Below are 19631 nucleotides of genomic sequence, written 5' to 3' on the forward strand. Positions count from 1 at the left end.
GCCGACCTTGCGGCCCGCAGCCAGTTAGCCCGCGTATTCCTGCGCGCGGGCGTTGTCCTTGCCGAGTTCGACGAGCGAACCGATGCAGAGCCCGTAGTGGATCAGCGCGGCGATGCATAGCGACGGATCGTTGACGGCGGTCCATTCGGCGATCGCCGACAGCAGCGACGGGTCGGACAGGTTGCCGGCCGCGGCCGGCAACCGGCCGGCGAGTTTGACGAGGCGATCGTAGGTCGAGCGATGCAGGTCGACCGAATGCCGATCGAGCGGCTTGTCGAAGTCCGCGCTCGACAGCAACTGGATCAGCAGACGGCGATGGTCCGGTTTCGCGAGGCCGGAAAGCGTATCGCGGATTTCATCGATTTCGGGGGCAATAGTCGGTCGGGCCGGCGATGATCCGGATATTCCGCCATTTTCCATCTGGTATGCATTCATTGCAGGGCCCCCGTAAGATTTAAATTGAATGGAAAGGAATCCGTTTCGCGAGTCGGCGAATAAGTTCGTGCATCCGGCAGCACTGCTTTAATGCTGCGATTCATGATGCCTGTCATGCTCAGGTCGATATAGATCGAATCCTGCCCGACCTGGCTGTGCTTGAGAACGGTCGGCATGTAATACGGTTTGGTGAAACAATCCGCCAACGAGCGGGCGATATCGTCGGTATCCGTGTAGCGCCGGCACGAGACGGCCGAATAGACGGGTATGCGGAAACGGTTGCGCGGCAATCGCGCGATCGCATCGTGGAACCGATCCGCGGCCGTCCACAGCGCGGGATGGTGAGCCGGATACGGAATCGGCAGCGCGTGCAGCTTGATACCGCGGCGGCTCGCGAATGCGGCCAAGGTGTCGAGCGCCGTATGCGGGCCGCTGACGACCGTCTGTCGCGGCGCGTTGACGCACGCAAGCACCAGCCGCTCATGGGCAATTTCGTCGAGGAGCGCCAGCGTGTCGGTTTCCGACGCCGCGATCGCCGTCATGCCGCCGCGTCCCGCGAACGGCCGGAACGCATCGTTGAGCGCGAGGACGGCACGCACGCCGTCGGCTACGGACCACACGCCCGAGCAGACGAGCGATGCGATTTCGCCGAGGCTCTGGCCGACGATCGCGACAGGCCGCACCTGCTGGCGTTCGAGGAAGCGGTGCACGCAGACCGCGGTGGCGAATGCCGACAGTTGCGGGATGCCGACGGGAACGGCGGCCGGGGCATTTCCGAGCAGCACGTCGCGCAGCAACCGCGGCTCGTGATCGTAGGGCTCCTCGCGCAGCGTGGCTTCGATGTCGTCGAGCGTCCCGTCGATGCATTCGCGGGCCGGCGGACTTCGCTCGTAAAGCGATTTCAACGCGGCGGACGGACTATCTCCCTGGCCCGGAATCACATAGATTGCGGGCATGCTTGAATAGCTGGAACCGATTTCCATTTTTCCCTCGTAGCGGTTTTGAAGCGATTGTTTTGCAGCGGAAGTTTGGTTTTTGTAATTTTTAAATGTCTGACTGGTTTTCAAACGCTGCAACGACGAAGGGTAGGTAATTTATTTTTTATTTTCTAGGCAATCGACTCTATTGATTTCGATGAAATGAAATAATGGAGTGTTGATTTTCCATGCGGGGATTTTCCGGACGAGAAAACGGAAATTCCGCTTGTGCAAATATTTTGAAACACGTGCAGCGGGAGAGGCGGCGCGACGTCGGTGCGCGCCGGCCGAAGCGAACGGGAAGAGGCGGGAAGCGTTGCGCGGGATGAAGGAGCGGGGCGCGGCCGCGCGCGTCAGCGCTCGCCGGTCATCCGCCGATAGGCGTCGAGCAGCGACGTCTTGTAGACGACGCCCGCGAGCGTCGGCTCGGCTTCGCTCTCGATCACCGGCAATCGTTCGCCCTGGAACGCCATGAAGCGTTCGAGCGCGGTCGCGAGCGGCATGTCGGGCGTGAGCAGCGGAAACGGCGTATGCGCGTAATGCGCGGCCGTCTTGTCGGTCGTGTCACGCTTGTCGAGCAGGTCCGACGTGATGTCCTTCAGCGCGACCGCGCCGCGAAAGCGCCCGGCGTCGTCGGTCACGTACAGGTACTTCACCGGATATTCGAGAAACACGCGCGTCATGTCGGCGACGCTCGCGGTGAGCGGCACGACTGTCTGCGCGGGCTGGATCAGCTCGCGCATCTGCGTGGTGCGCAACCGCTGCCGCTCCTGCGCGTCCTGGTAGTGGTGCAGCGTGATCTCGTACATCGACGTCGTGCCCGTCGCGCGCGCGACGAAATACGCGAACACGCACGACACCAGCAGCGGCAGCACGACCTGATAGCTCAGCGTCATCTCGAAGATCATCAGGATCGCCATCAGCGGCGCCTGCGTGGCGCCCGCCATGAACGCGCCCATCCCGACGATCGCGTACGCGAAATACGCGGACGTATGGCCCGGCCACAGCGCGTCCATCGCGAGCCCGAACAGCGAGCCGAACACGGCGCCGACGAACAGCGTCGGCGTGAACACGCCGCCGATCGCGCCCGAGCCGGCCGTCGCGGCGGTCGCGATCACCTTGAACACGAGTACCGCGACGAGCGCCTGCCACGTCCACGGCGAATGGAGGATGTGGTTCACGACGCTGTAGCCGTTGCCCCACACGTCCGGAATCCACACCGAGATCACGCCGACGACGAGGCCGCCGAGCGCGAGCCGCACGGGCAGCGGTACAGGCAGCCGCTTGAACTGCGCCTTCGACGCGTCGAGCAGATGCAGGAACTGGGGGGCGAGCACGCCGCACAGCGCGCCGAGCACGACGAACAGCAGCACTTCGGGGCCCGTCACGGCCGGAAACACCGGCATCTCGTACGGCGGCCGGTAACCGGCGAATTCGCGCATCACGATGTTCGCGACGACCGACGCGACGACCATCGGCCCGAAGCTCTCCATCGCGATCGTGCCGAGCACGATCTCCGACACGAAAAAGGCGCCGGCGATCGGCGCGTTGTACGCGGACGTGATACCGGCCGCCGCCCCGCAGGCGACCAGCAGGCGCAGGCGCGGCGGGTCGAAGTGCACGAAGCGGCCGACGAGCGACGCCGCGAGCGCCGCGAGCTGCACCATCGGGCCTTCGCGGCCGATCGAGCCGCCGCTGCCGATCGTCAGCAGCGACGACACGCTGCGCCACAGGCTCTGCCGCACCGGTACGATACCGTTGCCGAGCGCGACCGATTCCATGTAGTCGGTCTTGGCGGCCTGCTGGTCCCCGCGCGTCGCGAGCAGCAGCACGCAACCGGCGAGGAAGCCGCCCGCGGCCGGCATCCAGAACCGCAGGTACCACGGCAGGCTCTTCGCCATCTGCACGAAGCTGCCGCTGTGCCCCGAGATCAGCCGCTGCATCAGATCGATGCCCTCGCGGAACGCCATCGTGGCAAAGGCGCCGCCGACGCCGACGATGGCCGACCAGATCAGCATCGTGTGGGCGTCCGACAGGCGGAACAGCGTTTGGGCGCGAGTGCGCAGCTTCAGCAGGAACGAGAGCACGGCTGAAAGGGGGCGATGGAAAACGACGCGAAGCATAGCACTGCGCCGCGCCCGCGGGACCTTCCCGTCGGGCGCGGCGCGAGAACCGCCACGGACATGCGGCTCAGCCAAGACAGTGCTGCACGGCCCAGGTGATTCCGTAGCCGCCGGCGATCAGCCATACGTACAGGATCAGGCCGGTCATCAGCGCACGCGGGCCGGCTGCGCGGATCTGCGCGACACGCGTTTCGATGCCGAGTGCGGTCATGGCCATCGTCAGCGCGAAGGTGTCGAGCACGTTCAGCGTATGCGTGACGTCCGCGGGCAGCACGTTCAGCGAATTGACGATCACGAAGGCGAGGAAGCCGAGCGCGAACCAGGGAACCGCCACCTTGCGCTTGCCTTGCGCGCCGCCGGCCGCGTCGTGAGCCGTGCGCGCCGAACGGGCGAGCCACCAGCCGAGCACGAGCAGCACCGGCACCAGCAGCATCACGCGCGTCATCTTCACGATCGTCGCGACGTGCGCGACCTGCGGGCTGATGTCGCTCGCCGCGCCGACCACCTGCGCGACTTCGTGGATCGTGCCGCCGAAGAACAGGCCGAGGCCGGCCGGGTCGAGGTTCAGCAGCCCGGCGTGATAGGCGACCGGATACAGGAACATCGACAGCGTGCCGAACAGCACGACGCTGCCCACCGCCATCGCGCTCTGGTGCGGCTTCGACTGCAGCGTCGACTCGAACGCGAGCACGGCGGCCGCGCCGCAGATCGCGCTGCCGGCGGCGGTCAGCAGCGCGGCGTCGCGGTCGAGCTTCATCAGCTTCATGCCGACCCAGGTGCCGATCGCGAGCGTGCTGACGACGACCAGCACCGACACCGCGAGGCCCGGCAGCCCGACCTGCGCGATTTCCTGCAGGCTCACGCGCAACCCGAAGAACGCGACCGCGATGCGCAGCAGCCTGCGTGCGGAGAAATTGACACCGGCCGCCCAGCTGGCCGGCATGCCGTCGCGCAGGCCGTTGCCGTACAACGCCCCGGCGACGATGCCGACGATCAGCGGCGACAGGCCGAGCCCCGCGATTGCGGGAAGCTCGGACAGGCTCGTGACGGCGGCGGCGAACAGCGCGACGAACAGCACGCCGTTCAACTGGCCGCGCATCGACGGCGCGGCATGGCTGAGATGGGGAGTCGGAGCAGTGGACATGGAAGCACCGTGATGGAGCGTGTGGCGATGCTGTAATCCTAATTTCGTTATATCGATATGAAAAATTGTGATTTGTGATGTAAGCTATCCGGAAATCCGATAATTCATCCTCATGACCCCGGATCAACTGATAACTTTCGCCGCCGTCGCCGAGCATCTGAACATCAGCCGCGCCGCCGTGGCGCTGCATCTGTCGCAGCCGGCCGTGTCGGGCCAGTTGCGGCTGCTGCAGGACGAGTTCGGCGAGCCGCTGTACCAGCGCGACGGCCGCGGCATTCGCCTCACGCCGGTCGGCGAACAACTTGCGCGGTACGCGAAGGCGCAGCGCGACACGTTCGCGCAGGCGCGAGCGTTTCGCGACGCGGTACGCGGGCTGGAAGCCGGCACGCTGCGCATCGGCGCGAGCACGACGCCGGCGAGCTACCTGCTGCCGTATCTGATCGCGGCGTTCCAGCCGCACGCCCCGCGCGTGTCGATCCAGACGATGAGCGGTAATACGGCCGACGTGGTCGCGGCGCTCCCGTCGCTCGACATCGCGCTGATCGAAGGGCCGCCCGGCGAGGCGTTGCCGCCGGGCACGGCCGTCCACGCGTGGCACGACGACGAGATCGTCGCGATCGTGCCGGCCGGCCATCCGCTCGCGGCACCCGGCTACGACGCGGGCCTGACGCTCGACGCGCTCGCCGCGCATCCGCTCGTGCTGCGCGAGGAGGGCTCCGCCGTGCGGCAACTCGTCGAGCGCGCGTTCGCGCATGGCGGCGCGCCGATGCGCGTCGCGTTCGAGATCGCGGGGGTCGAGGCGGTGAAGGAAGCCGTGCGCGCAGGGATGGGCGTCGGGTTCGTCTCCGCGATGTCGCTGCGTCACGAGGATGCCGCGCTCGTGCCGCGCTCGCTGGCGCCCGAGCCGCTCACGCGGCATTTCTCCATTCTCGTACCGCACGGCGGCGCACCGTCGCGGGTCGCCGCGCAATTCCTCGAAATGAGTCTCGCGCAGGATCTCGCGTAGGCGCTAGCAGCCGCGCCGGGAACACGAATTGCATGCGATTGGGCGCGTATTCGTGCGACAAATCGGCCTTAGGGATTTCCTCTATGGCGTGGGTCTGAAGCGAGGCGCACCATCCGTCTCAAGCAAATGGAACCGGTTCCATTCCGGTTGAAAAGGGCAACATGGCAGACATCGTGATCGTGGCGAGCGCATTCGGGATGGACCGGGTGCGCCAGGAGGGCCACAGTGCATTCATCACCACCGTGGCGGAATCCGGCGCGGCCGGTTTCGAGGTACGGCGCGAGTTGTTCGCGTCGGACGACGACACGGCGCCCGGCGCGCTGGCTGCGCTCGGGGTGCAGATCAGCGGCCACGGACTGTGGTCGGTCTATTCGACCCCGGACTCGCTGTACATGGAAGCGGGTGCGCTCGATGCCGACGCACTGCGCGACGCGCTCGCGCAAGCCGACGCGCTCGGCGCGCGCTTCGTGAAATTCCAGCTCGGCGGCTTCGCCGGCGACGCGCACGCGGCCGAGATCGTCGCGCTGTCGCGCGGCGCGCGGGCCCGGGTGGTGGTCGAGAACGGTCAGCTCGAGGCGGGCGGCGCGTTCGCGCAGTTCCGCGGGCTGTTCGACGCGCTGTCCGACGCCGGCATGCCCGATGCACTCGGCATGACGTTCGACATCGGCAACTGGCAGTGGCGCGGCGAAGCGCCGCTCGACTGCGCGCAGGTGCTCGCGCCGCATGTGGAATACATTCATTGCAAGATCATCGAAGGCGAGGGCGCGCGTCGTTTCACCGCCGCGCCGGCGCCGAACGATCCGCTCGTGACCGGCGTACTCGCCGCGCTGCCGCGGCATGCGCCGCGCGGCATCGAGTTCCCGTTCGACGCGGCCGACCTGGCCGGCGATGCCTGCCGGCGCGTCGCGTGGCTTGCGACCGCGTGATCGCAGAAGGATCCTGAGGAGTTCAGTCATGAAAGCAGCACTCGATGTCGTGACCTATGGCGAAGCGATGGCGATGTTCGTCGCGACGGAGCCGGGCCATCTCGCCCACGCCGGGCAATTCGCGAAGCGGATTGCGGGTGCCGATCTCAATGTCGCGATCGGCCTGTCGCGGCTCGGCTTCCGGGTCGGCTGGATGAGCCGCGTCGGCCGCGATTCGTTCGGCCGCTACGTGCTCGACACGCTGGCGCGCGAGGGAATCGACGCGTCGTGCGTGACCGTCGATCCGCGCTACCCGACCGGCTTCCAGCTGAAGTCGCGCAACGACGACGGCAGCGACCCGACCGTCGAATATTTCCGCAAGGGCTCGGCGGCGAGCCACCTGTCATGTGACGACTACGTGGCCGACTACGTGCTCGGCGCGCGCCACCTGCACCTGACGGGCGTCGCGCCGGCGATTTCGGCGACGTCGTGCGAACTCGCGTTCCGGCTCGCGCGCGAGATGCGTGCGGCCGGCAAGACGATCTCGTTCGACCCGAACCTGCGCCCGACGCTGTGGCCGTCCGCCGAGGCGATGGCGAAGACCCTGAATGCACTCGCGGCGCTCGCCGACTGGGTGCTGCCGGGCCTCGCCGAAGGTCGGCAACTCACCGGGCACGACACGCCGGCCGACATCGCGGGCTTCTATCTTGCGCAGGGCGCGCGCGGCGTCGTGATCAAGCTCGGCGAGCAAGGTGCGTATTTCCGCACGGCCGACGGCCGCGAAGGCACGGTCGCCGGCGAGCGCGTCGAGCGCGTCGTCGATACGGTCGGCGCCGGCGACGGCTTCGCGGTCGGCGTGGTCAGCGCGCTGCTCGAAGGCCGGAGCGTCGAGCAGGCGGTCGCGCGCGGCAACCGGATCGGTGCGCTCGCGATCCAAGTGATCGGCGATTCGGAAGGGCTGCCGACGCGCGACGCGCTCGACCGGCTCGAAAGTGTCAGCAATCGCGCCGATCGCTTAGAGGAAACCGTCACCGCGCAATGAGAGGCCGGACACGGCACAATCCGCGGATCCATTTCGTGCGCGACGCACGGTAGTTTTGTTCGAGGCCGGCCAGGCGCTAGCGCGCCCCCTCCGGTCCATATACGGAGACACTCTCATGGCAGCCAATCTCGCAGCCCGTCGCTGGTGGACGATCATGCCGATCGTCTTCATCACGTACAGCCTCGCTTACCTCGATCGCGCGAACTACGGGTTCGCGGCGGCGGCCGGCATCAACCAGGATCTCGGGATCAGCAAGGGCCTGTCGTCGCTGATCGGCGCGCTGTTCTTCCTCGGCTACTTCTTCTTCCAGATCCCCGGCGCGATCTACGCGGAACGCCGCAGCGTGAAGAAGCTCGTGTTCGTCAGCCTCGTGCTGTGGGGCGGCTGCGCGGCACTGACCGGCGTGGTCAGCAACATCCCCTCGCTGATGGCGATCCGCTTCGTGCTGGGCATCGTCGAGGCGGCCGTGATGCCGGCGATGCTGATCTACATCAGCAACTGGTTCACGAAGAACGAGCGCTCGCGCGCGAATACGTTCCTGATCCTCGGCAACCCGGTCACCGTGCTGTGGATGTCGATCGTGTCCGGTTATCTCGTGCATGAATTCGGCTGGCGCCACATGTTCATCGCCGAAGGCGTCCCGGCCGTCGTCTGGGCCGTGTGCTGGTGGTTCCTCGTGCAGGACAAGCCGGCCGATTCGCCGTGGCTCAGCGCGCAGGAAAAGCGCGACCTCGACGCCGCGCTCGCGGCCGAGCAGGCGGCGATCAAGCCGGTACGCAACTATGGCGAGGCGTTCCGCTCGCCGGCCGTGATCAAGCTGTGCGCGCAGTATTTCTGCTGGAGCATCGGCGTGTACGGCTTCGTGCTGTGGCTGCCGTCGATCGTGAAGAACGGTTCCGAGCTCGGGATGGTCGCCACCGGCTGGCTGTCCGCGCTGCCGTACCTCGCGGCGACGATCGCGATGCTCGCCGCGTCGTGGGCGTCCGACAAGGTCGGTTCGCGCCGCGGCTTCGTGTGGCCGTTCCTGCTGGTCGGCGCGGCCGCGTTCGCCGCGTCGTACGCGCTCGGCTCGTCGCACTTCTGGATCTCGTATGCGCTGCTGGTCGTCGCGGGCGCCGCGATGTACGCACCGTACGGCCCGTTCTTCGCGATCGTGCCGGAGCTGCTGCCGAAGAACGTCGCCGGCGGCGCGATGGCGCTGATCAACAGCATGGGCGCGCTCGGCTCGTTCGTCGGCTCGTATTTCGTCGGCTATCTGAACGGTGCGACCGGGTCGCCCGTCGCGTCGTACGCATTCATGAGCGCCGCGCTGGTCGCCGCGGTGATCCTCACGCTGTCCGTCAAACCCCAGGCGCGCGATGCGCATCCGCTCGCCGCGCCGCTGCAAGGAAAATGAAACGATGAAGCCCCGTATCGTCGCGTACAAGCCGCTGCCCGATGACGTTCTCGCGTACCTGCGCGAGCATGCGGAGGTCGTGCGGGCCGACGGCGCCGACGCGCTCGCCGCTGCGCTCGGCGACGCGGACGGCGCGATCGGCGCGAGCCTGAAGGTCACGCCGCAGATGCTCGACCGCGCCCCGCGGCTGAAGGCGTGGTCGACGATCTCGGTCGGCTACGACAACTTCGACGTCGCCGATCTCACGCGGCGCGGCATCGTGCTCGCGCATACGCCGGACGTGCTGACCGAGTCGACGGCCGATACGGTGTTCTCGCTGATCCTGGCGTCCGCACGGCGCGTGGTCGAACTGGCCGAATGGGTGAAGGCCGGCCACTGGGATCGCAGCATCGGCCCGGACCTGTACGGCACCGACGTGCAGGGCAAGACGCTCGGCATCGTCGGGCTCGGGCGGATCGGCGGCGCGGTCGCGCGGCGCGCGGCGCTCGGCTTCCGGATGCAGGTGCTGTACGCGAACCGGTCCGCGCATGCCGAGGCCGAGACGCAGTACGGCGCCCGGCGCGTGACGCTCGACGCGCTGCTCGCGCAGTCGGATTTCGTGTGTCTGCAGGTGCCGCTATCGCCCGACACGCGCCACCTGATCGGCGCGCCCGAATTCGCGAAGATGAAGCGCAGCGCGATCCTGATCAATGCGTCGCGCGGGCCCGTCGTCGACGAAGCCGCGCTGGTCGACGCGCTGCGCGCGGGGACGATCCGGGGCGCGGGGCTTGACGTGTTCGAGAAGGAGCCGCTGCCGGCGGATTCGCCGCTGCTGCAGATGAAGAACGTCGTCGCGCTGCCGCATATCGGCTCGGCGACGCACGAGACGCGCCATGCGATGGCGCGCTGCGCCGCGGAAAACCTGGTCGGCGCGCTGGCCGGCACGCTGCGCACGAATCTCGTCAATCCGGATGCGCTGGCGCACGCCTGAGCCGCCTGCGGCAACCGGCTGGCGCGGCGCCGGCGCCGTTAGAGTCGATGGTCTTGGTGCCGGCGGGCCGGCTGCGTTATGATCGCCCGCTCTCGTCGCATCGACGGCCGGCCACTCAGCCGGCGGCGTCGGGCGAAGGGCATCCGCGCCGGCTCCGGTGCGGCCGACTGCCGTAGCACGCGACTGGCGGGCGCTGCTCGAGCGCGCAGCACCGGGCCAGCGCAGGCGCCGACGCGCCAGGACAGGGGAGGCCGCCGGTTGGCTTACGTTTCCAACAACAATGGTCCGTCTGCTCACGAAGCGGCGCGGATCGTACGTCGCGAGGCACGACAGTGACCGATTCGCAACCTTCCACGACGCGTCCGGCGACGATCAGCGATGTCGCGCGCGAGGCCGGCACGGGCAAGACCAGCGTTTCGCGCTATCTGAACGGCGAGACGCACGTGCTGTCCGTCGATCTGCGCCAGCGGATCGAAGCGGCCATCGCGCGGCTCAACTACCGGCCGAACCAGATGGCGCGCGGGCTCAAGCGCGGCCGCAACCGGCTGCTCGGCATGCTCGCGGCCGACCTGACCAATCCTTACACCGTCGAAGTGCTGCAGGGCGTCGAGGCCGCGTGCCATGCGCTCGGCTACATGCCGCTCATCTGTCACGCGGCGAACGAAGTCGAGATGGAGCGCCGCTTCCTGCAACTGCTCACGACCTACCGCGTCGAAGGGCTGATCGTCAACGCGCTCGGCGCCGACGAAGACGTGCTGCGCCCGCTGCGCGGCGCGGGCATTCCGGCCGTGCTCGTCGACCGCACGGTCGAGGGCTTCGAGGCCGACCTGATCGGCCTCGACAACGACGACGCGATCGAGACGGCGCTCGCGCACCTGGTCGAACACGGTTTCGACGCGATCCATTTCGTCGTGCAGCCGTTCGAGCGCGTCAGCTCGCGGCGCGTGCGCGAGGCCGCGTTCCGCGCGGCGCTGGCGGCGCGCGGGCTGGCGGTGCCGTCGACGGTCGTGCTCGACCTGAACGAACCCGATGCCGCCGCGGCGGCGCTCGCCGACGTCGATGCCCGCATCGACGACGCGGCCCGGCGCGGCGTGCGCGCGGCGCTGTTCGCCGCGAATGCGCCGGTCGCGCTGGCGATCGCGCGCCACTTGCGCGCGCGTTTCGGCGCCGCATGGCAGCAACAGGCGGCGCTGCTGTCGATCGACGATCCGGAGTGGGCCGAGCTGATCGGCATCACGACGATCCGTCAGCCCACCTACGAAATCGGCTACAAGGCCGTCGAATTCGTGCACGAGCGGATCGACGGCGCGGCGGGCGACGTGCGCGTCGCGATGCTGCCCGGCGAGTTGATTGCGCGCGCGTCGACCGCAAGCTGAGTATCATTCGGGGCACGCAGCGCGCCACGTGCGTTGCCTCGAACCAAGGAAATACATGACTGTCGCTCCCGTCACGCTGGCGGCGCTGATCGCCGCCACGCTGATCATCGCGCTGCTGCCGCTCGTCCTCTATCGCATCCTGCGCAAGCCGCTTGCGCTCAATCGCCGCGACACGATCGTCGGCGTCGCCGTCTTCACGCTGTTCGCGATGATCCTCGAGCGCGCGTTCCACGGGCTCGTGCTGAGCCACACGCCCGAAGACGGCTGGCTGACGCAGCCGCTCGCCTTCGTCGCGTACGGCGCGCTCGCGACCGCCGTGTTCGAGGAAGTCGGCCGCTATCTCGGGATGCGTGTCCTGAACCGCCGCTATGGCGCATCGGCCGGTGACGATCGCGGGATCGGCTACGGAATCGGCCACGCAGGCGCCGAAGCGTGGTTCGTCGGCGTGCTCGTGTGGGGCCAGTGGTCGTATCTCGCGTGGCTCGCGAGCCGCGGCCAGCTCGAGACGCAGTTGTCCGGCCTGCCGGTCGATACCGTCGTGCGGCTGCACATGATGCTCGCGACGCTGTCGCCCCAGTCGATCCTGCTGTTGCTGCTCGAACGCTGCGCGGCGTTCGCGGTGCAACTGGCGCTGTCGGTGCTGGTGTGGCGCGGCGTGCGGGCCGGCCGAATGGCCGTGCTGCCGCTCGCGATCGTGCTGCACGCGCTCGCGGCGACGCCGACGCTGTTGTACCAGGTGCGCGTGCTGCCGGCCGCGTGGGTCGAGGTCGCGTATTTCGTGCTGGCCGCGATCCTGGTGGCCGTGCTGGTGAAGACGTGCCGGCCGTCGCGTGCGGCGGCCTGACGGGAGAGACGGAATGGACGACTATCTGATCGAATGCCAGAGCGCGGAATTCGACGCGCTCGCGCGCGTGATCTGCGATCTGTTTCCGGAGCAGACGCGCTTCGCAGAAAGCAGCGACACGCGCGGGCGCTTCCTGTCCGTGCACTGGCTGGCGATGCGTTTCGGCGCGACGCCGAAGCGGATGACGCTCGACATCCGGATCGTGCCGGCCGCGCTCGCGCGCTACCTGGCGCTCAAGCCGATGCAGCGCGCGCGCAGCCACGCGGTGCTGCATGCGTATACGGAAGCGATGCTCGGGTCGCTCGAGGAGCGGCACGCGGCCGGCGAGGCCGTCGAGCGCGACGCGGAACTCGAACTCGACGAAGACTTTGCGTGAGCAGCGGCGCCGGCTTTGGGCCGGCGTGGTCGCGGTGCGTTACGCGTCGCGATAGACCTGCGCGAAGCGCTGCGCCTGCACGACGCCGTAGTCGCCGGGCGCGTATTGCATCACCCAGTCGCCGGCGACGCCGCGCAGCGTGTCGCCGTTTTCCGAGCGGGCGATCGTAAACGGTTCGTCCATCCGGCGCGCGAGCACGACGGCCGGCCGGTTGCGGTAAGCGCCCGGCGCGCCGTGCGCGAGCGCGGGATCGGCGGGCAGGTATTTGGCGTCGAAACGCGCGCGCGACACGACCCAGCGGTCGCCGGTCGAGCCGGTGATCAGCGCGTCGCCCGCACCATAACGGTTCGGGCCTTCGAGGCTCATCAGTTCGCCGTCGGCCTCCGCGAAGGAGACGGTGACGGTTTCGTCCTTGACGACGCGACGGGCCTGCGGATCGGTACGCAGATCGAGTTGCTTGAGTTCGAGCATGGCGGGGAAGGGCGGGAAAGCGGGAAAAGCCGGGAGCTTATCCCGAATTCGGCGCGCCGTGTGACGCGCCGGTCGCCGCTCGCGGCGCGGCGCCGTTCGGCCCGACGGGCAGCACGGCGCCGGCGGGGAAGGCGTCAGGGCTGCGCGGGTGCGCTCGCGGCCGGCGCGGCTGCTGCCGTGCCTTCCTTGCTCTTCGTCTTGCCCTTGCCGCGGTGCTCGCCGCCGTGGTGCAGCCAGCTGCGGAAGGTCGTGTCGGCCAAGGTCTTCTGTTCGGCCGGGAAGCTCTCGTAGAGCGGCGCGAAGGCGTCGGCGAGTTTCTTCGCGCCGTCGGCGTTCGCCTGCGACAGTTCCGCGTACTGCTTCATGTCGTCGAGAGCGGACACGTCGTGCTTGGCCATCCGTTCGCTGTAGAGGCGGCCCATCGTCGCGCCATTGTCGCGCATCGTATCGGCGAACGTCTTCCATTGCGGCTCCTGCGCCGACGTGATCTTCAACTGGTCGTGCAGGTACTTGATGCGCTGCTCGATGCGCGCTTCGTGGCGTGCCGCGCGCTGCTCGGCGCTCGGGGCCGATGCCCCGGCCGTCGTGGCCGGCGCCTGGGAGGGCGCTTGCGGCTGTGCCGGGGTTTGCGCGAATGCGCTGGCTGCAACGACGAGCGTAGCGAGGGTGAGCGAGATTTTCTTCATGATTGGCTCTCCGGGGTGGTGTCTTGCGAGCGGGCGCGGCGGCCATTGCCGCCAGTGCGCATCTCGCGTCGCACGCTATTAGTAGCACGTCGCATGCGGCGCGGCAGTGAATGCGACACTTGCTTACATCCGATACGAATCGAAATCGAAAGGTTCGAATCCGGGCCATGCCGGTTGGGCGCGCCGGCGTTCGGCGCTATCATCGCGTCACTTTCCACTCCGCCGGCACGTGCGTACCGGCCCAGCGTCATGCGTCCACCCCGCCTCGACCAACTCGACGATCTCGACCGGCAACTCGTCGCGCTGCTGCAAGCCGATGCGCGCGCCAGCGTCGCGGATCTCGCGCGCCAGCTCGACGTGGCGCGCACGACGGTCGTCGCACGCATCGCGCGGCTCGAGCGCACCAACGTGATCGCCGGGTACAGCGTGCGACTCGGACAGGACGTGCTCGACGCCAGCATCTATGCGTACGTCGGCATCATCCTCACGCCGAAGTTCGGCAAGGACGTCTTGCGCAAGCTCGACCGGATGCCGGAAGTCCAGCTGCTGTGCGCGGTGAGCGGCGAGTACGACTACGTCGCGTGGCTGCGCGCCGATTCGCCCGAACGGCTCAACGATCTGCTCGACCAGATCGGCACGCTCGAAGGCGTCGAGCGCACGACGACGTCGATCATCTTGTCGCGCAAGATCGATCGCGGGACGATCGGCGGCTGACCTTTGCACGCTGCGCCGCGCATGACGGCGCATGCGCATGCGCGGCGCGGACTTCGGTGCGTCACCGGCGCCCGGATTGGCGCCGCGTGCATGCCCGCACGCATTCGTATTGGCCTTCGTCGTACATCGTGATCGGCACGGGGCATTCGCCATCGTCCTCCCGCGCACTTCGCGCATCTCTCCCGAATCTCCTTTCCTATTCCGTTTCGACCGGCGTGCCGCACCTGATGCATGGGCAGTTCGTGCGTCCGGCGACGCGCCGTGCGTCCTCGTTTTCGTCGTTGCGATGCGCGACCGCCAACGACCGCTTTGCGACAGCTTCTCTACGCGATTTTTAGACGAATAGGTCATTTCGGCGAAATGTAACGTCAGAACGTCGAAATTATTGGTCGTTTCGCATCATTCTTCGTCTTGGAACTGATTTTGAGCGTCCCTACACTGTGTTCATGGCTCAACGCCGTCCACAACACCAACCCATCATCAGGAGATAAGCGCATGAAAATCGCCATCGTCGGCGCAGGTCTGATCGGCCACACCATTGCTCACATGCTGCGCGAAACGGGCGACTACGAAGTCGTCGCGTTCGACCGCGACGCGGATGCGCTCGCGAAGCTGTCGCGCGAAGGCATCGTGACGCAGCGGGTCGATTCGGCCGACGCGAATGCGATTCGCGAAGCAGTGAAGGGCTTCGATGCGCTCGTCAACGCGCTGCCTTACTACCTCGCGGTCAACGTGGCCGCCGCCGCGAAGGCTGCCGGCGTTCACTACTTCGACCTGACCGAAGACGTGCGCGCCACGCACGCGATCCGCGAACTGGCCGATGGCTCCGATCGCGCGTTCATGCCGCAGTGCGGCCTCGCGCCGGGCTTCATCGGCATCGCCGCGCACGAACTCGTGAACGGCTTCAGCGAAGTGCGCGACGTGAAGATGCGCGTCGGTGCGCTGCCCGAATATCCGACCAACGCGCTGAAATACAACCTGACGTGGAGCGTCGACGGCCTGATCAACGAATACTGCCAGCCGTGCGAAGCGATCCGCGACGGCCGCAAGCAGTGGGTGCAGCCGCTCGAAGGCCTCGAACACTTCTCGCTCGACGGCACCGAATACGAAGCGTTCAACACGTCGGGCGGCCTCGGCACGCTGTGCGAAACGCTGTCGGGCAAGGTCGAGACGCTCGACTACAAGTCGGTGCGCTACCCGGGCCACCGCGAGCTCGTCCAGTTCCTGCTGGAAGACCTGCGCCTGTCGAGCGACCGCGATACGCTGAAGTCGATCATGCGCCGTGCGGTGCCGTCGACGAAGCAGGACGTCGTGCTCGTGTTCGTCACGGTGACGGGCGTGAAGGACGGCCAACTGGTGCAGGACGTGTTCACGCGCAAGATCTTCGCGAAGGACGTGTGCGGGATGCACATGAGCGCAATCCAGATCACGACGGCCGGCGCGATGTGCGCGGTGCTGGATCTGTTCCGCGAAAAGAAGCTGCCGCAGAGCGGTTTCATCCCGCAGGAAAAGGTGTCGCTGAAGGCGTTCCTGTCAAACCGTTTCGGCAAGCTGTACGACGGCGGCACGATGGAGCGCATGCACGCGGTTGCCTGAGCGCGGTTGTCAGCATTCGCCAGCCTCTGGCACGAGGGGCACGAGGGCCGTACGACGCCGGAAGCGCAGCAGCGCTTCCGGCGTTGTCTTTTGTCGAGTCGAGGAAGCGGGAAGGGCGCCCGGCGCCGCGATCAGGCCGGCAGCGGCGGGACGATCGTCGCTGGTTGCGGCGGCGGCACGATGCGGTACAGCAGCGCGTCGATGTCCGCATCGGACGGTGCGGTGTTGTCGAACATCACGATGCCGTCGCATTCGCGGCCGGTCGGCACGAAGCGGCGCTGCCGGTATTCGTCCCAGTGCGCGAGCTTGTATGCATCGTTCGGGTTGGCGCGCGCGACGATCCGCTGGTGCGCGACGTCTTCCGACGTGTGGACCCAGACGACCGTCAGCGTGACGTCGGGCGCGATGCCGAGCCACACGCGGTCGAGGATGCGCCGGTCGCGCACTTCACGCGACAGCGGGCCGACGACGAGCGCGCCGATGCCGAGCGAGAGATTCTCACGGGCCGTGTCGAGTAGGCCCTGGTATTCGGGATCGCGAAGATGTTTGAGGTAGAGCGGGCTGTCGCGGTCGTTCGGATCGTCCGTGAGCGCGCCCATCGCGGCGGCGCTGTAGCGGCCGTACAGCGTGTCCTTGTCGAGCAGGCAGAACGCTTCGCCGGTCGCGCGCATCAGCGGCCCGATGAGCCGCTTCGCGAGCGTGGTCTTGCCGGTGCCGGCGTGACCGCAGAAGAACACGAGATGCGTCACGAATACCGGCTCCCCGCCTTCTGGCGCGACGTGTCGCCGCGCGAGAACACTTCCGCTTCCAGCCACATCGCGTTGATGATGCCGAAGCCGAGTGCCACGCCGATGCCGAGTATCCACGAGAAATACCACATAGGTCCGTCTCCTTGACGATGGGGCCGCACGGCCGTTGCGCGGCGCGCAACGCAGGCCCGGCGGGCTTGTCGACGTGCCCCGAGGCTGCGTGCTGCGGCGCACTCAGCCCGATCATGACCAATATCGACGTACCGCGCAAGCCGGGCCGTCCGTGCAGCAAACCGGTAAACTGATGCGCAAACCGCAACATCGTGGGACAACATGCTGATCAACTGTGCTGCTTACCAAGACGGCCGCAAGCTGGCCGATATCGACATCGACGCCATCAGCGATTACGTGTCGAAGCCCGAATGCTTCGTGTGGGTCGCGCTGAAGGATCCGACGCCCGAGGAAATCGATCTGATGGGCGAGGAGTTCGGATTGCACGAGCTGGCGCTCGAGGATGCCCGCAAGGGCCATCAGCGGCCGAAGATCGAGGAATACGGCGATTCGCTGTTCGCGGTGCTGCATACGGTCGAACTCGACGAGGACGGCGAATTCAAGGTCGGCGAACTGAACGTGTTCGTCGGCCCGAATTACGTGCTCTCGATCCGCAACCATACCGAGCAGGATTTTCGCGATGTGCGCAAGCGTTGCGAGCGCGAGCCGCATCTGCTGCGAGAGGGTTCGGCGTTCGTGTTCTACGCGTTGATGGACCAGGTCGTCGACCGGTATTTCCCGATCCTCGAAACGCTCGGCACCGAGCTCGAGGAACTCGAGGATCGCATCTTCGCGAAGGCGACGCCCGCGTCGTCGCGCGCGATCATCGAGGATCTCTATTCGCTGAAACGCCGGCTCGTGCTGCTGTACCAGCACACGGCGCCGTTGATGGAGCCGCTCGCGAAGCTCACCGGCGGACGCGTTCCGCAGGTCTGCAGCGGGATGGCCGCCTACTTCCGCGATGTGTACGACCATCTGCAGCGGATCGTGAAGACGATCGAAGGGCGCCGCGAGATGGTCGTCACGGCGATCCAGGTCAATCTCGGGATGATTTCGCTCGCGGAGAACGAGGTGACCAAGCGGCTCGGCTCGTTCGCCGCGCTGTTCGCGATACCGACGATGATCGCCGGCATCTACGGGATGAACTTCGCGAACATGCCCGAGCTGCACCTGAAATACGGGTTCTACGGCTGCATCGCGGTGATGGCCATCGCCGATCTCGCGCTGTGGTGGCGTTTCAAGCGGGCAGGGTGGCTGTAGCCCGATTTCACGCGGGACGCGGCGCGTGCTTGCCGACCACGACGCGCCAAGGCCGCACGCGCCATGATTTCACGAGGCCGTTCTGCACGTACGGATCGGCGCGCGCGAACGATTCGGCCGCTTCCGGCGAATCGCCTTCGAACACGAGCACGGCCTGGTCGGCCGGGTCCGCCAGCGCGCCGGCGAGCATGAGTTCGCCGCGCTCGGTCGCGGCCTGCGCGAGTGCGAGATGTTGCGCACGGAACGGCTCGCGCCGCGACAGGTAATCGTCGACGAGTTCGTAGATCAACTGGTAATGCATGATCGCTCCGGGAGTCGGTTTCCGCCGCGTGATGGTGGGCGGCCGGCTCAGTATAGGGCACCGGGAAAGGCTTTGGCGGCGGGGTTTGCCCGCGTGACGGCGGGCATTCGAGGGTTCGCTTTTTTGAATAACTCATCCTCGAGGGAGTCCTGCCGTTTTCCTAAAAATGCAACTAACGGTCTAGTTTCTCTACATCGGCAAATTGGAAGCTCATTCGCTTCTACGTAGGCACTTCCTGAAATTCGTCTACAGAAATGAGGGGCTTTTCAAGCATATTGCGGGGCTGGATCCCGCACGCCAGCGAGAGCAGGCGGCCGAATGAAAAATGCCGGGAGCCGGTTGCCGGCGCATCTGGATCGGCGTCGCGCGAGGGCGTTTCCATTGGGCCGGAATGCGACCTATGCTGAACGAATCCGGAGCGAACTCCGTTCGCCCGATTCGCCCAGACGAGGTGCGCCATGCCAGTCTCAGCCACCCTGCAGGATTGCCTGCGCCAGAAGTCATCGCGGTACGAAGTCGTGTACCACCCCTATAGCCATACGAGCATGGAGACGGCCGCCGCCGCGCACATTCCCGGCGATCGGCTCGCGAAAACGGTGCTCCTCGAGGACGCTGAAGGTTACGTCGCCGCCGTATTACCGACGACGCACGCCGTGCGCCTGTCGGATCTCTGGGTGAAGACGGGACGCCATCTCGTGCTCGCCCGGGAGGTCGAATTGCGCGAGCTGTTCAAGGATTGCGACATGGGCGCGCTGCCGCCGGTCTGCATGGCGTACGGGATGAAGACGTTCCTCGAGGAACGCCTCGCGCAGCAGCCGGAAGTCTATTTCGAGGCCGGCGATCACGAAGCGCTGATTCACATGACGCAGGACGAATTCCTGATGCTGATGGAGACCGCCGAGCGCGCGCATTTCTCGCACAGGATGCAGGGGATGATGTTGTCCTGATGCGGGCCGGTTGCCCGGGGAAATGGATGGTCGCGGGCGGCTGGTGAGGCGGCGAGTAGGTGTTGTATGGCGACGATTCGAGGACGGCTGCTCGGTAAATTTCTAATTTGACATAATCAACATTATCGATGGTTTTGGTTGTAGCAGCCATATCCTAATGTCGTGTTCTGGCTATTTACAGATGTCGTGTTTTTGACTGCTGGCATGCTGGACGGCTCGTTGAGCAAGCACGGGAGCCGACCATGCAGCCAGCCGGATTGGT

The 19631-nt window shown here is 66.7% G+C and carries 21 protein-coding genes; 12 read left to right on the plus strand and 9 right to left on the minus strand.

The genetic code is table 11. The annotated features are described in order from the left end of the window. Positions 1–24 precede the first annotated feature (24 nt). From C4B30_RS32130 to C4B30_RS32150, 4 genes are all read right to left on the minus strand, one after another. A complete protein-coding gene (locus tag C4B30_RS32130; protein WP_155257361.1) occupies positions 25–435 on the minus strand; it encodes a hypothetical protein in 411 nt (136 codons plus the stop codon). Continuing rightward, positions 432–1418 (minus strand): acyltransferase domain-containing protein, encoded by a 987-nt coding sequence (locus C4B30_RS32135; protein WP_080681341.1) that lies wholly within the window; start codon positions 1416–1418, stop codon positions 432–434. Before C4B30_RS32135 ends, C4B30_RS32130 begins: the two co-directional genes overlap by 4 nt. Before the next feature lie 347 nt (positions 1419–1765). Next, the gene (locus C4B30_RS32140; RefSeq protein ID WP_027784502.1) at positions 1766–3499 is read right to left on the minus strand and encodes a ClcB-like voltage-gated chloride channel protein; all 1734 of its coding nucleotides are present in this window, start codon (positions 3497–3499) and stop codon (positions 1766–1768) included. A gap of 103 nt (positions 3500–3602) precedes the next feature. After that, complete coding sequence (locus C4B30_RS32150) at positions 3603–4679, minus strand: YeiH family protein (protein WP_027784501.1); 1077 nt, start codon at positions 4677–4679, stop codon at positions 3603–3605. 112 nt (positions 4680–4791) lie between these two features. On the opposite strand from C4B30_RS32150, the gene C4B30_RS32155 reads away from it, so the two are divergent. The 8 genes from C4B30_RS32155 to C4B30_RS32190 all read left to right on the plus strand — a co-directional run bounded on the left by C4B30_RS32155 (position 4792) and on the right by C4B30_RS32190 (position 12594). Further along, the gene (locus C4B30_RS32155) at positions 4792–5685 is read left to right on the plus strand and encodes a LysR family transcriptional regulator (RefSeq protein ID WP_027784500.1); all 894 of its coding nucleotides are present in this window, start codon (positions 4792–4794) and stop codon (positions 5683–5685) included. A 161-nt stretch (positions 5686–5846) separates the two neighbouring features. Further along, complete coding sequence (locus C4B30_RS32160) at positions 5847–6611, plus strand: sugar phosphate isomerase/epimerase family protein (protein ID WP_027784499.1); 765 nt, start codon at positions 5847–5849, stop codon at positions 6609–6611. A gap of 28 nt (positions 6612–6639) precedes the next feature. Then, positions 6640–7632 carry a sugar kinase gene (locus tag C4B30_RS32165; protein ID WP_027784498.1) on the plus strand — a complete coding sequence of 331 codons (993 nt, stop codon included), beginning with the start codon at positions 6640–6642 and terminating at the stop codon, positions 7630–7632. Between the two features lie 115 nt (positions 7633–7747). Then, complete coding sequence (locus tag C4B30_RS32170; RefSeq protein WP_027784497.1) at positions 7748–9028, plus strand: MFS transporter; 1281 nt, start codon at positions 7748–7750, stop codon at positions 9026–9028. Positions 9029–9032: 4 nt separating this feature from the next. Further along, positions 9033–9998, plus strand: coding sequence for an NAD(P)-dependent oxidoreductase (locus C4B30_RS32175; protein WP_027784496.1), 966 nt, complete (start codon positions 9033–9035; stop codon positions 9996–9998). Between the two features lie 332 nt (positions 9999–10330). Next, a complete protein-coding gene (locus tag C4B30_RS32180) occupies positions 10331–11374 on the plus strand; it encodes a LacI family DNA-binding transcriptional regulator (protein WP_027784495.1) in 1044 nt (347 codons plus the stop codon). A gap of 55 nt (positions 11375–11429) precedes the next feature. Continuing rightward, positions 11430–12218: a YhfC family intramembrane metalloprotease gene (locus tag C4B30_RS32185; protein WP_027784494.1), complete on the plus strand. Its 789-nt coding sequence runs from the start codon at positions 11430–11432 to the stop codon at positions 12216–12218. 13 nt (positions 12219–12231) lie between these two features. Next, positions 12232–12594 (plus strand): DUF3022 domain-containing protein, encoded by a 363-nt coding sequence (locus tag C4B30_RS32190; RefSeq protein ID WP_027784493.1) that lies wholly within the window; start codon positions 12232–12234, stop codon positions 12592–12594. Between the two features lie 39 nt (positions 12595–12633). Here the strand turns inward: C4B30_RS32190 and C4B30_RS32195 are convergent, their stop codons facing one another. Together C4B30_RS32195 and C4B30_RS32200 are read right to left on the minus strand one after the other, a co-directional pair. After that, on the minus strand, positions 12634–13065 hold the full coding sequence (locus tag C4B30_RS32195) for a PGDYG domain-containing protein (protein ID WP_027784492.1): 432 nt from the start codon (positions 13063–13065) through the stop codon (positions 12634–12636). Positions 13066–13199: 134 nt separating this feature from the next. Continuing rightward, positions 13200–13751, minus strand: a complete 552-nt coding sequence (locus tag C4B30_RS32200) for a Spy/CpxP family protein refolding chaperone (protein WP_027784491.1) — start codon at positions 13749–13751, stop codon at positions 13200–13202. Positions 13752–14000: 249 nt separating this feature from the next. On the opposite strand from C4B30_RS32200, the gene C4B30_RS32205 reads away from it, so the two are divergent. Together C4B30_RS32205 and C4B30_RS32210 are read left to right on the plus strand one after the other, a co-directional pair. Then, the gene (locus tag C4B30_RS32205) at positions 14001–14465 is read left to right on the plus strand and encodes an Lrp/AsnC family transcriptional regulator (protein WP_006481526.1); all 465 of its coding nucleotides are present in this window, start codon (positions 14001–14003) and stop codon (positions 14463–14465) included. Positions 14466–14960: 495 nt separating this feature from the next. Further along, positions 14961–16061: a saccharopine dehydrogenase family protein gene (locus C4B30_RS32210; RefSeq protein WP_027784490.1), complete on the plus strand. Its 1101-nt coding sequence runs from the start codon at positions 14961–14963 to the stop codon at positions 16059–16061. A gap of 131 nt (positions 16062–16192) precedes the next feature. On the opposite strand, the gene C4B30_RS32215 is transcribed toward C4B30_RS32210, so the two are convergent. Then, the gene (locus C4B30_RS32215; protein ID WP_027784489.1) at positions 16193–16810 is read right to left on the minus strand and encodes an AAA family ATPase; all 618 of its coding nucleotides are present in this window, start codon (positions 16808–16810) and stop codon (positions 16193–16195) included. Continuing rightward, complete coding sequence (gene cydX, locus C4B30_RS32220) at positions 16807–16941, minus strand: cytochrome bd-I oxidase subunit CydX (protein WP_027784488.1); 135 nt, start codon at positions 16939–16941, stop codon at positions 16807–16809. Before cydX ends, C4B30_RS32215 begins: the two co-directional genes overlap by 4 nt. 202 nt (positions 16942–17143) lie before the next feature. Here cydX and corA point away from each other — a divergent pair, with 202 nt between their 5' ends. Continuing rightward, entirely contained in the window at positions 17144–18121 is a 978-nt protein-coding gene (corA, locus tag C4B30_RS32225; protein WP_027784487.1) for a magnesium/cobalt transporter CorA, read from the plus strand. Positions 18122–18128: 7 nt separating this feature from the next. Here corA and C4B30_RS32230 read toward each other — a convergent pair whose 3' ends face one another. Next, positions 18129–18422, minus strand: coding sequence for a YciI-like protein (locus C4B30_RS32230; RefSeq protein WP_027784486.1), 294 nt, complete (start codon positions 18420–18422; stop codon positions 18129–18131). Between the two features lie 458 nt (positions 18423–18880). Here C4B30_RS32230 and C4B30_RS32235 point away from each other — a divergent pair, with 458 nt between their 5' ends. Continuing rightward, positions 18881–19369 carry an aminoacyl-tRNA deacylase gene (locus tag C4B30_RS32235; RefSeq protein ID WP_027784485.1) on the plus strand — a complete coding sequence of 163 codons (489 nt, stop codon included), beginning with the start codon at positions 18881–18883 and terminating at the stop codon, positions 19367–19369. Positions 19370–19631: the final 262 nt, after the last annotated feature.

Source organism: Burkholderia sp. BE12, from assembly GCF_002959955.1.
Classification (GTDB): Bacteria; Pseudomonadota; Gammaproteobacteria; order Burkholderiales; family Burkholderiaceae; genus Burkholderia.

What these genes read in the sequence shown, in the direction of transcription:
- C4B30_RS32130 (WP_155257361.1), bottom strand. Translation starts at nt 435, where the DNA reads ATGAATGCATACCAGATGGAAAATGGCGGAATATCCGGATCATCGCCG.
- C4B30_RS32135 (WP_080681341.1), bottom strand. Translation starts at nt 1,418, where the DNA reads ATGGAAATCGGTTCCAGCTATTCAAGCATGCCCGCAATCTATGTGATT.
- C4B30_RS32150 (WP_027784501.1), bottom strand. Translation starts at nt 4,679, where the DNA reads ATGTCCACTGCTCCGACTCCCCATCTCAGCCATGCCGCGCCGTCGATG.
- C4B30_RS32155 (WP_027784500.1), top strand. Translation starts at nt 4,792, where the DNA reads ATGACCCCGGATCAACTGATAACTTTCGCCGCCGTCGCCGAGCATCTG.
- C4B30_RS32160 (WP_027784499.1), top strand. Translation starts at nt 5,847, where the DNA reads ATGGCAGACATCGTGATCGTGGCGAGCGCATTCGGGATGGACCGGGTG.
- C4B30_RS32165 (WP_027784498.1), top strand. Translation starts at nt 6,640, where the DNA reads ATGAAAGCAGCACTCGATGTCGTGACCTATGGCGAAGCGATGGCGATG.
- C4B30_RS32170 (WP_027784497.1), top strand. Translation starts at nt 7,748, where the DNA reads ATGGCAGCCAATCTCGCAGCCCGTCGCTGGTGGACGATCATGCCGATC.
- C4B30_RS32175 (WP_027784496.1), top strand. Translation starts at nt 9,033, where the DNA reads ATGAAGCCCCGTATCGTCGCGTACAAGCCGCTGCCCGATGACGTTCTC.
- C4B30_RS32185 (WP_027784494.1), top strand. Translation starts at nt 11,430, where the DNA reads ATGACTGTCGCTCCCGTCACGCTGGCGGCGCTGATCGCCGCCACGCTG.
- C4B30_RS32190 (WP_027784493.1), top strand. Translation starts at nt 12,232, where the DNA reads ATGGACGACTATCTGATCGAATGCCAGAGCGCGGAATTCGACGCGCTC.
- C4B30_RS32195 (WP_027784492.1), bottom strand. Translation starts at nt 13,065, where the DNA reads ATGCTCGAACTCAAGCAACTCGATCTGCGTACCGATCCGCAGGCCCGT.
- C4B30_RS32200 (WP_027784491.1), bottom strand. Translation starts at nt 13,751, where the DNA reads ATGAAGAAAATCTCGCTCACCCTCGCTACGCTCGTCGTTGCAGCCAGC.
- C4B30_RS32205 (WP_006481526.1), top strand. Translation starts at nt 14,001, where the DNA reads ATGCGTCCACCCCGCCTCGACCAACTCGACGATCTCGACCGGCAACTC.
- C4B30_RS32210 (WP_027784490.1), top strand. Translation starts at nt 14,961, where the DNA reads ATGAAAATCGCCATCGTCGGCGCAGGTCTGATCGGCCACACCATTGCT.
- cydX (WP_027784488.1), bottom strand. Translation starts at nt 16,941, where the DNA reads ATGTGGTATTTCTCGTGGATACTCGGCATCGGCGTGGCACTCGGCTTC.
- corA (WP_027784487.1), top strand. Translation starts at nt 17,144, where the DNA reads ATGCTGATCAACTGTGCTGCTTACCAAGACGGCCGCAAGCTGGCCGAT.
- C4B30_RS32230 (WP_027784486.1), bottom strand. Translation starts at nt 18,422, where the DNA reads ATGCATTACCAGTTGATCTACGAACTCGTCGACGATTACCTGTCGCGG.
- C4B30_RS32235 (WP_027784485.1), top strand. Translation starts at nt 18,881, where the DNA reads ATGCCAGTCTCAGCCACCCTGCAGGATTGCCTGCGCCAGAAGTCATCG.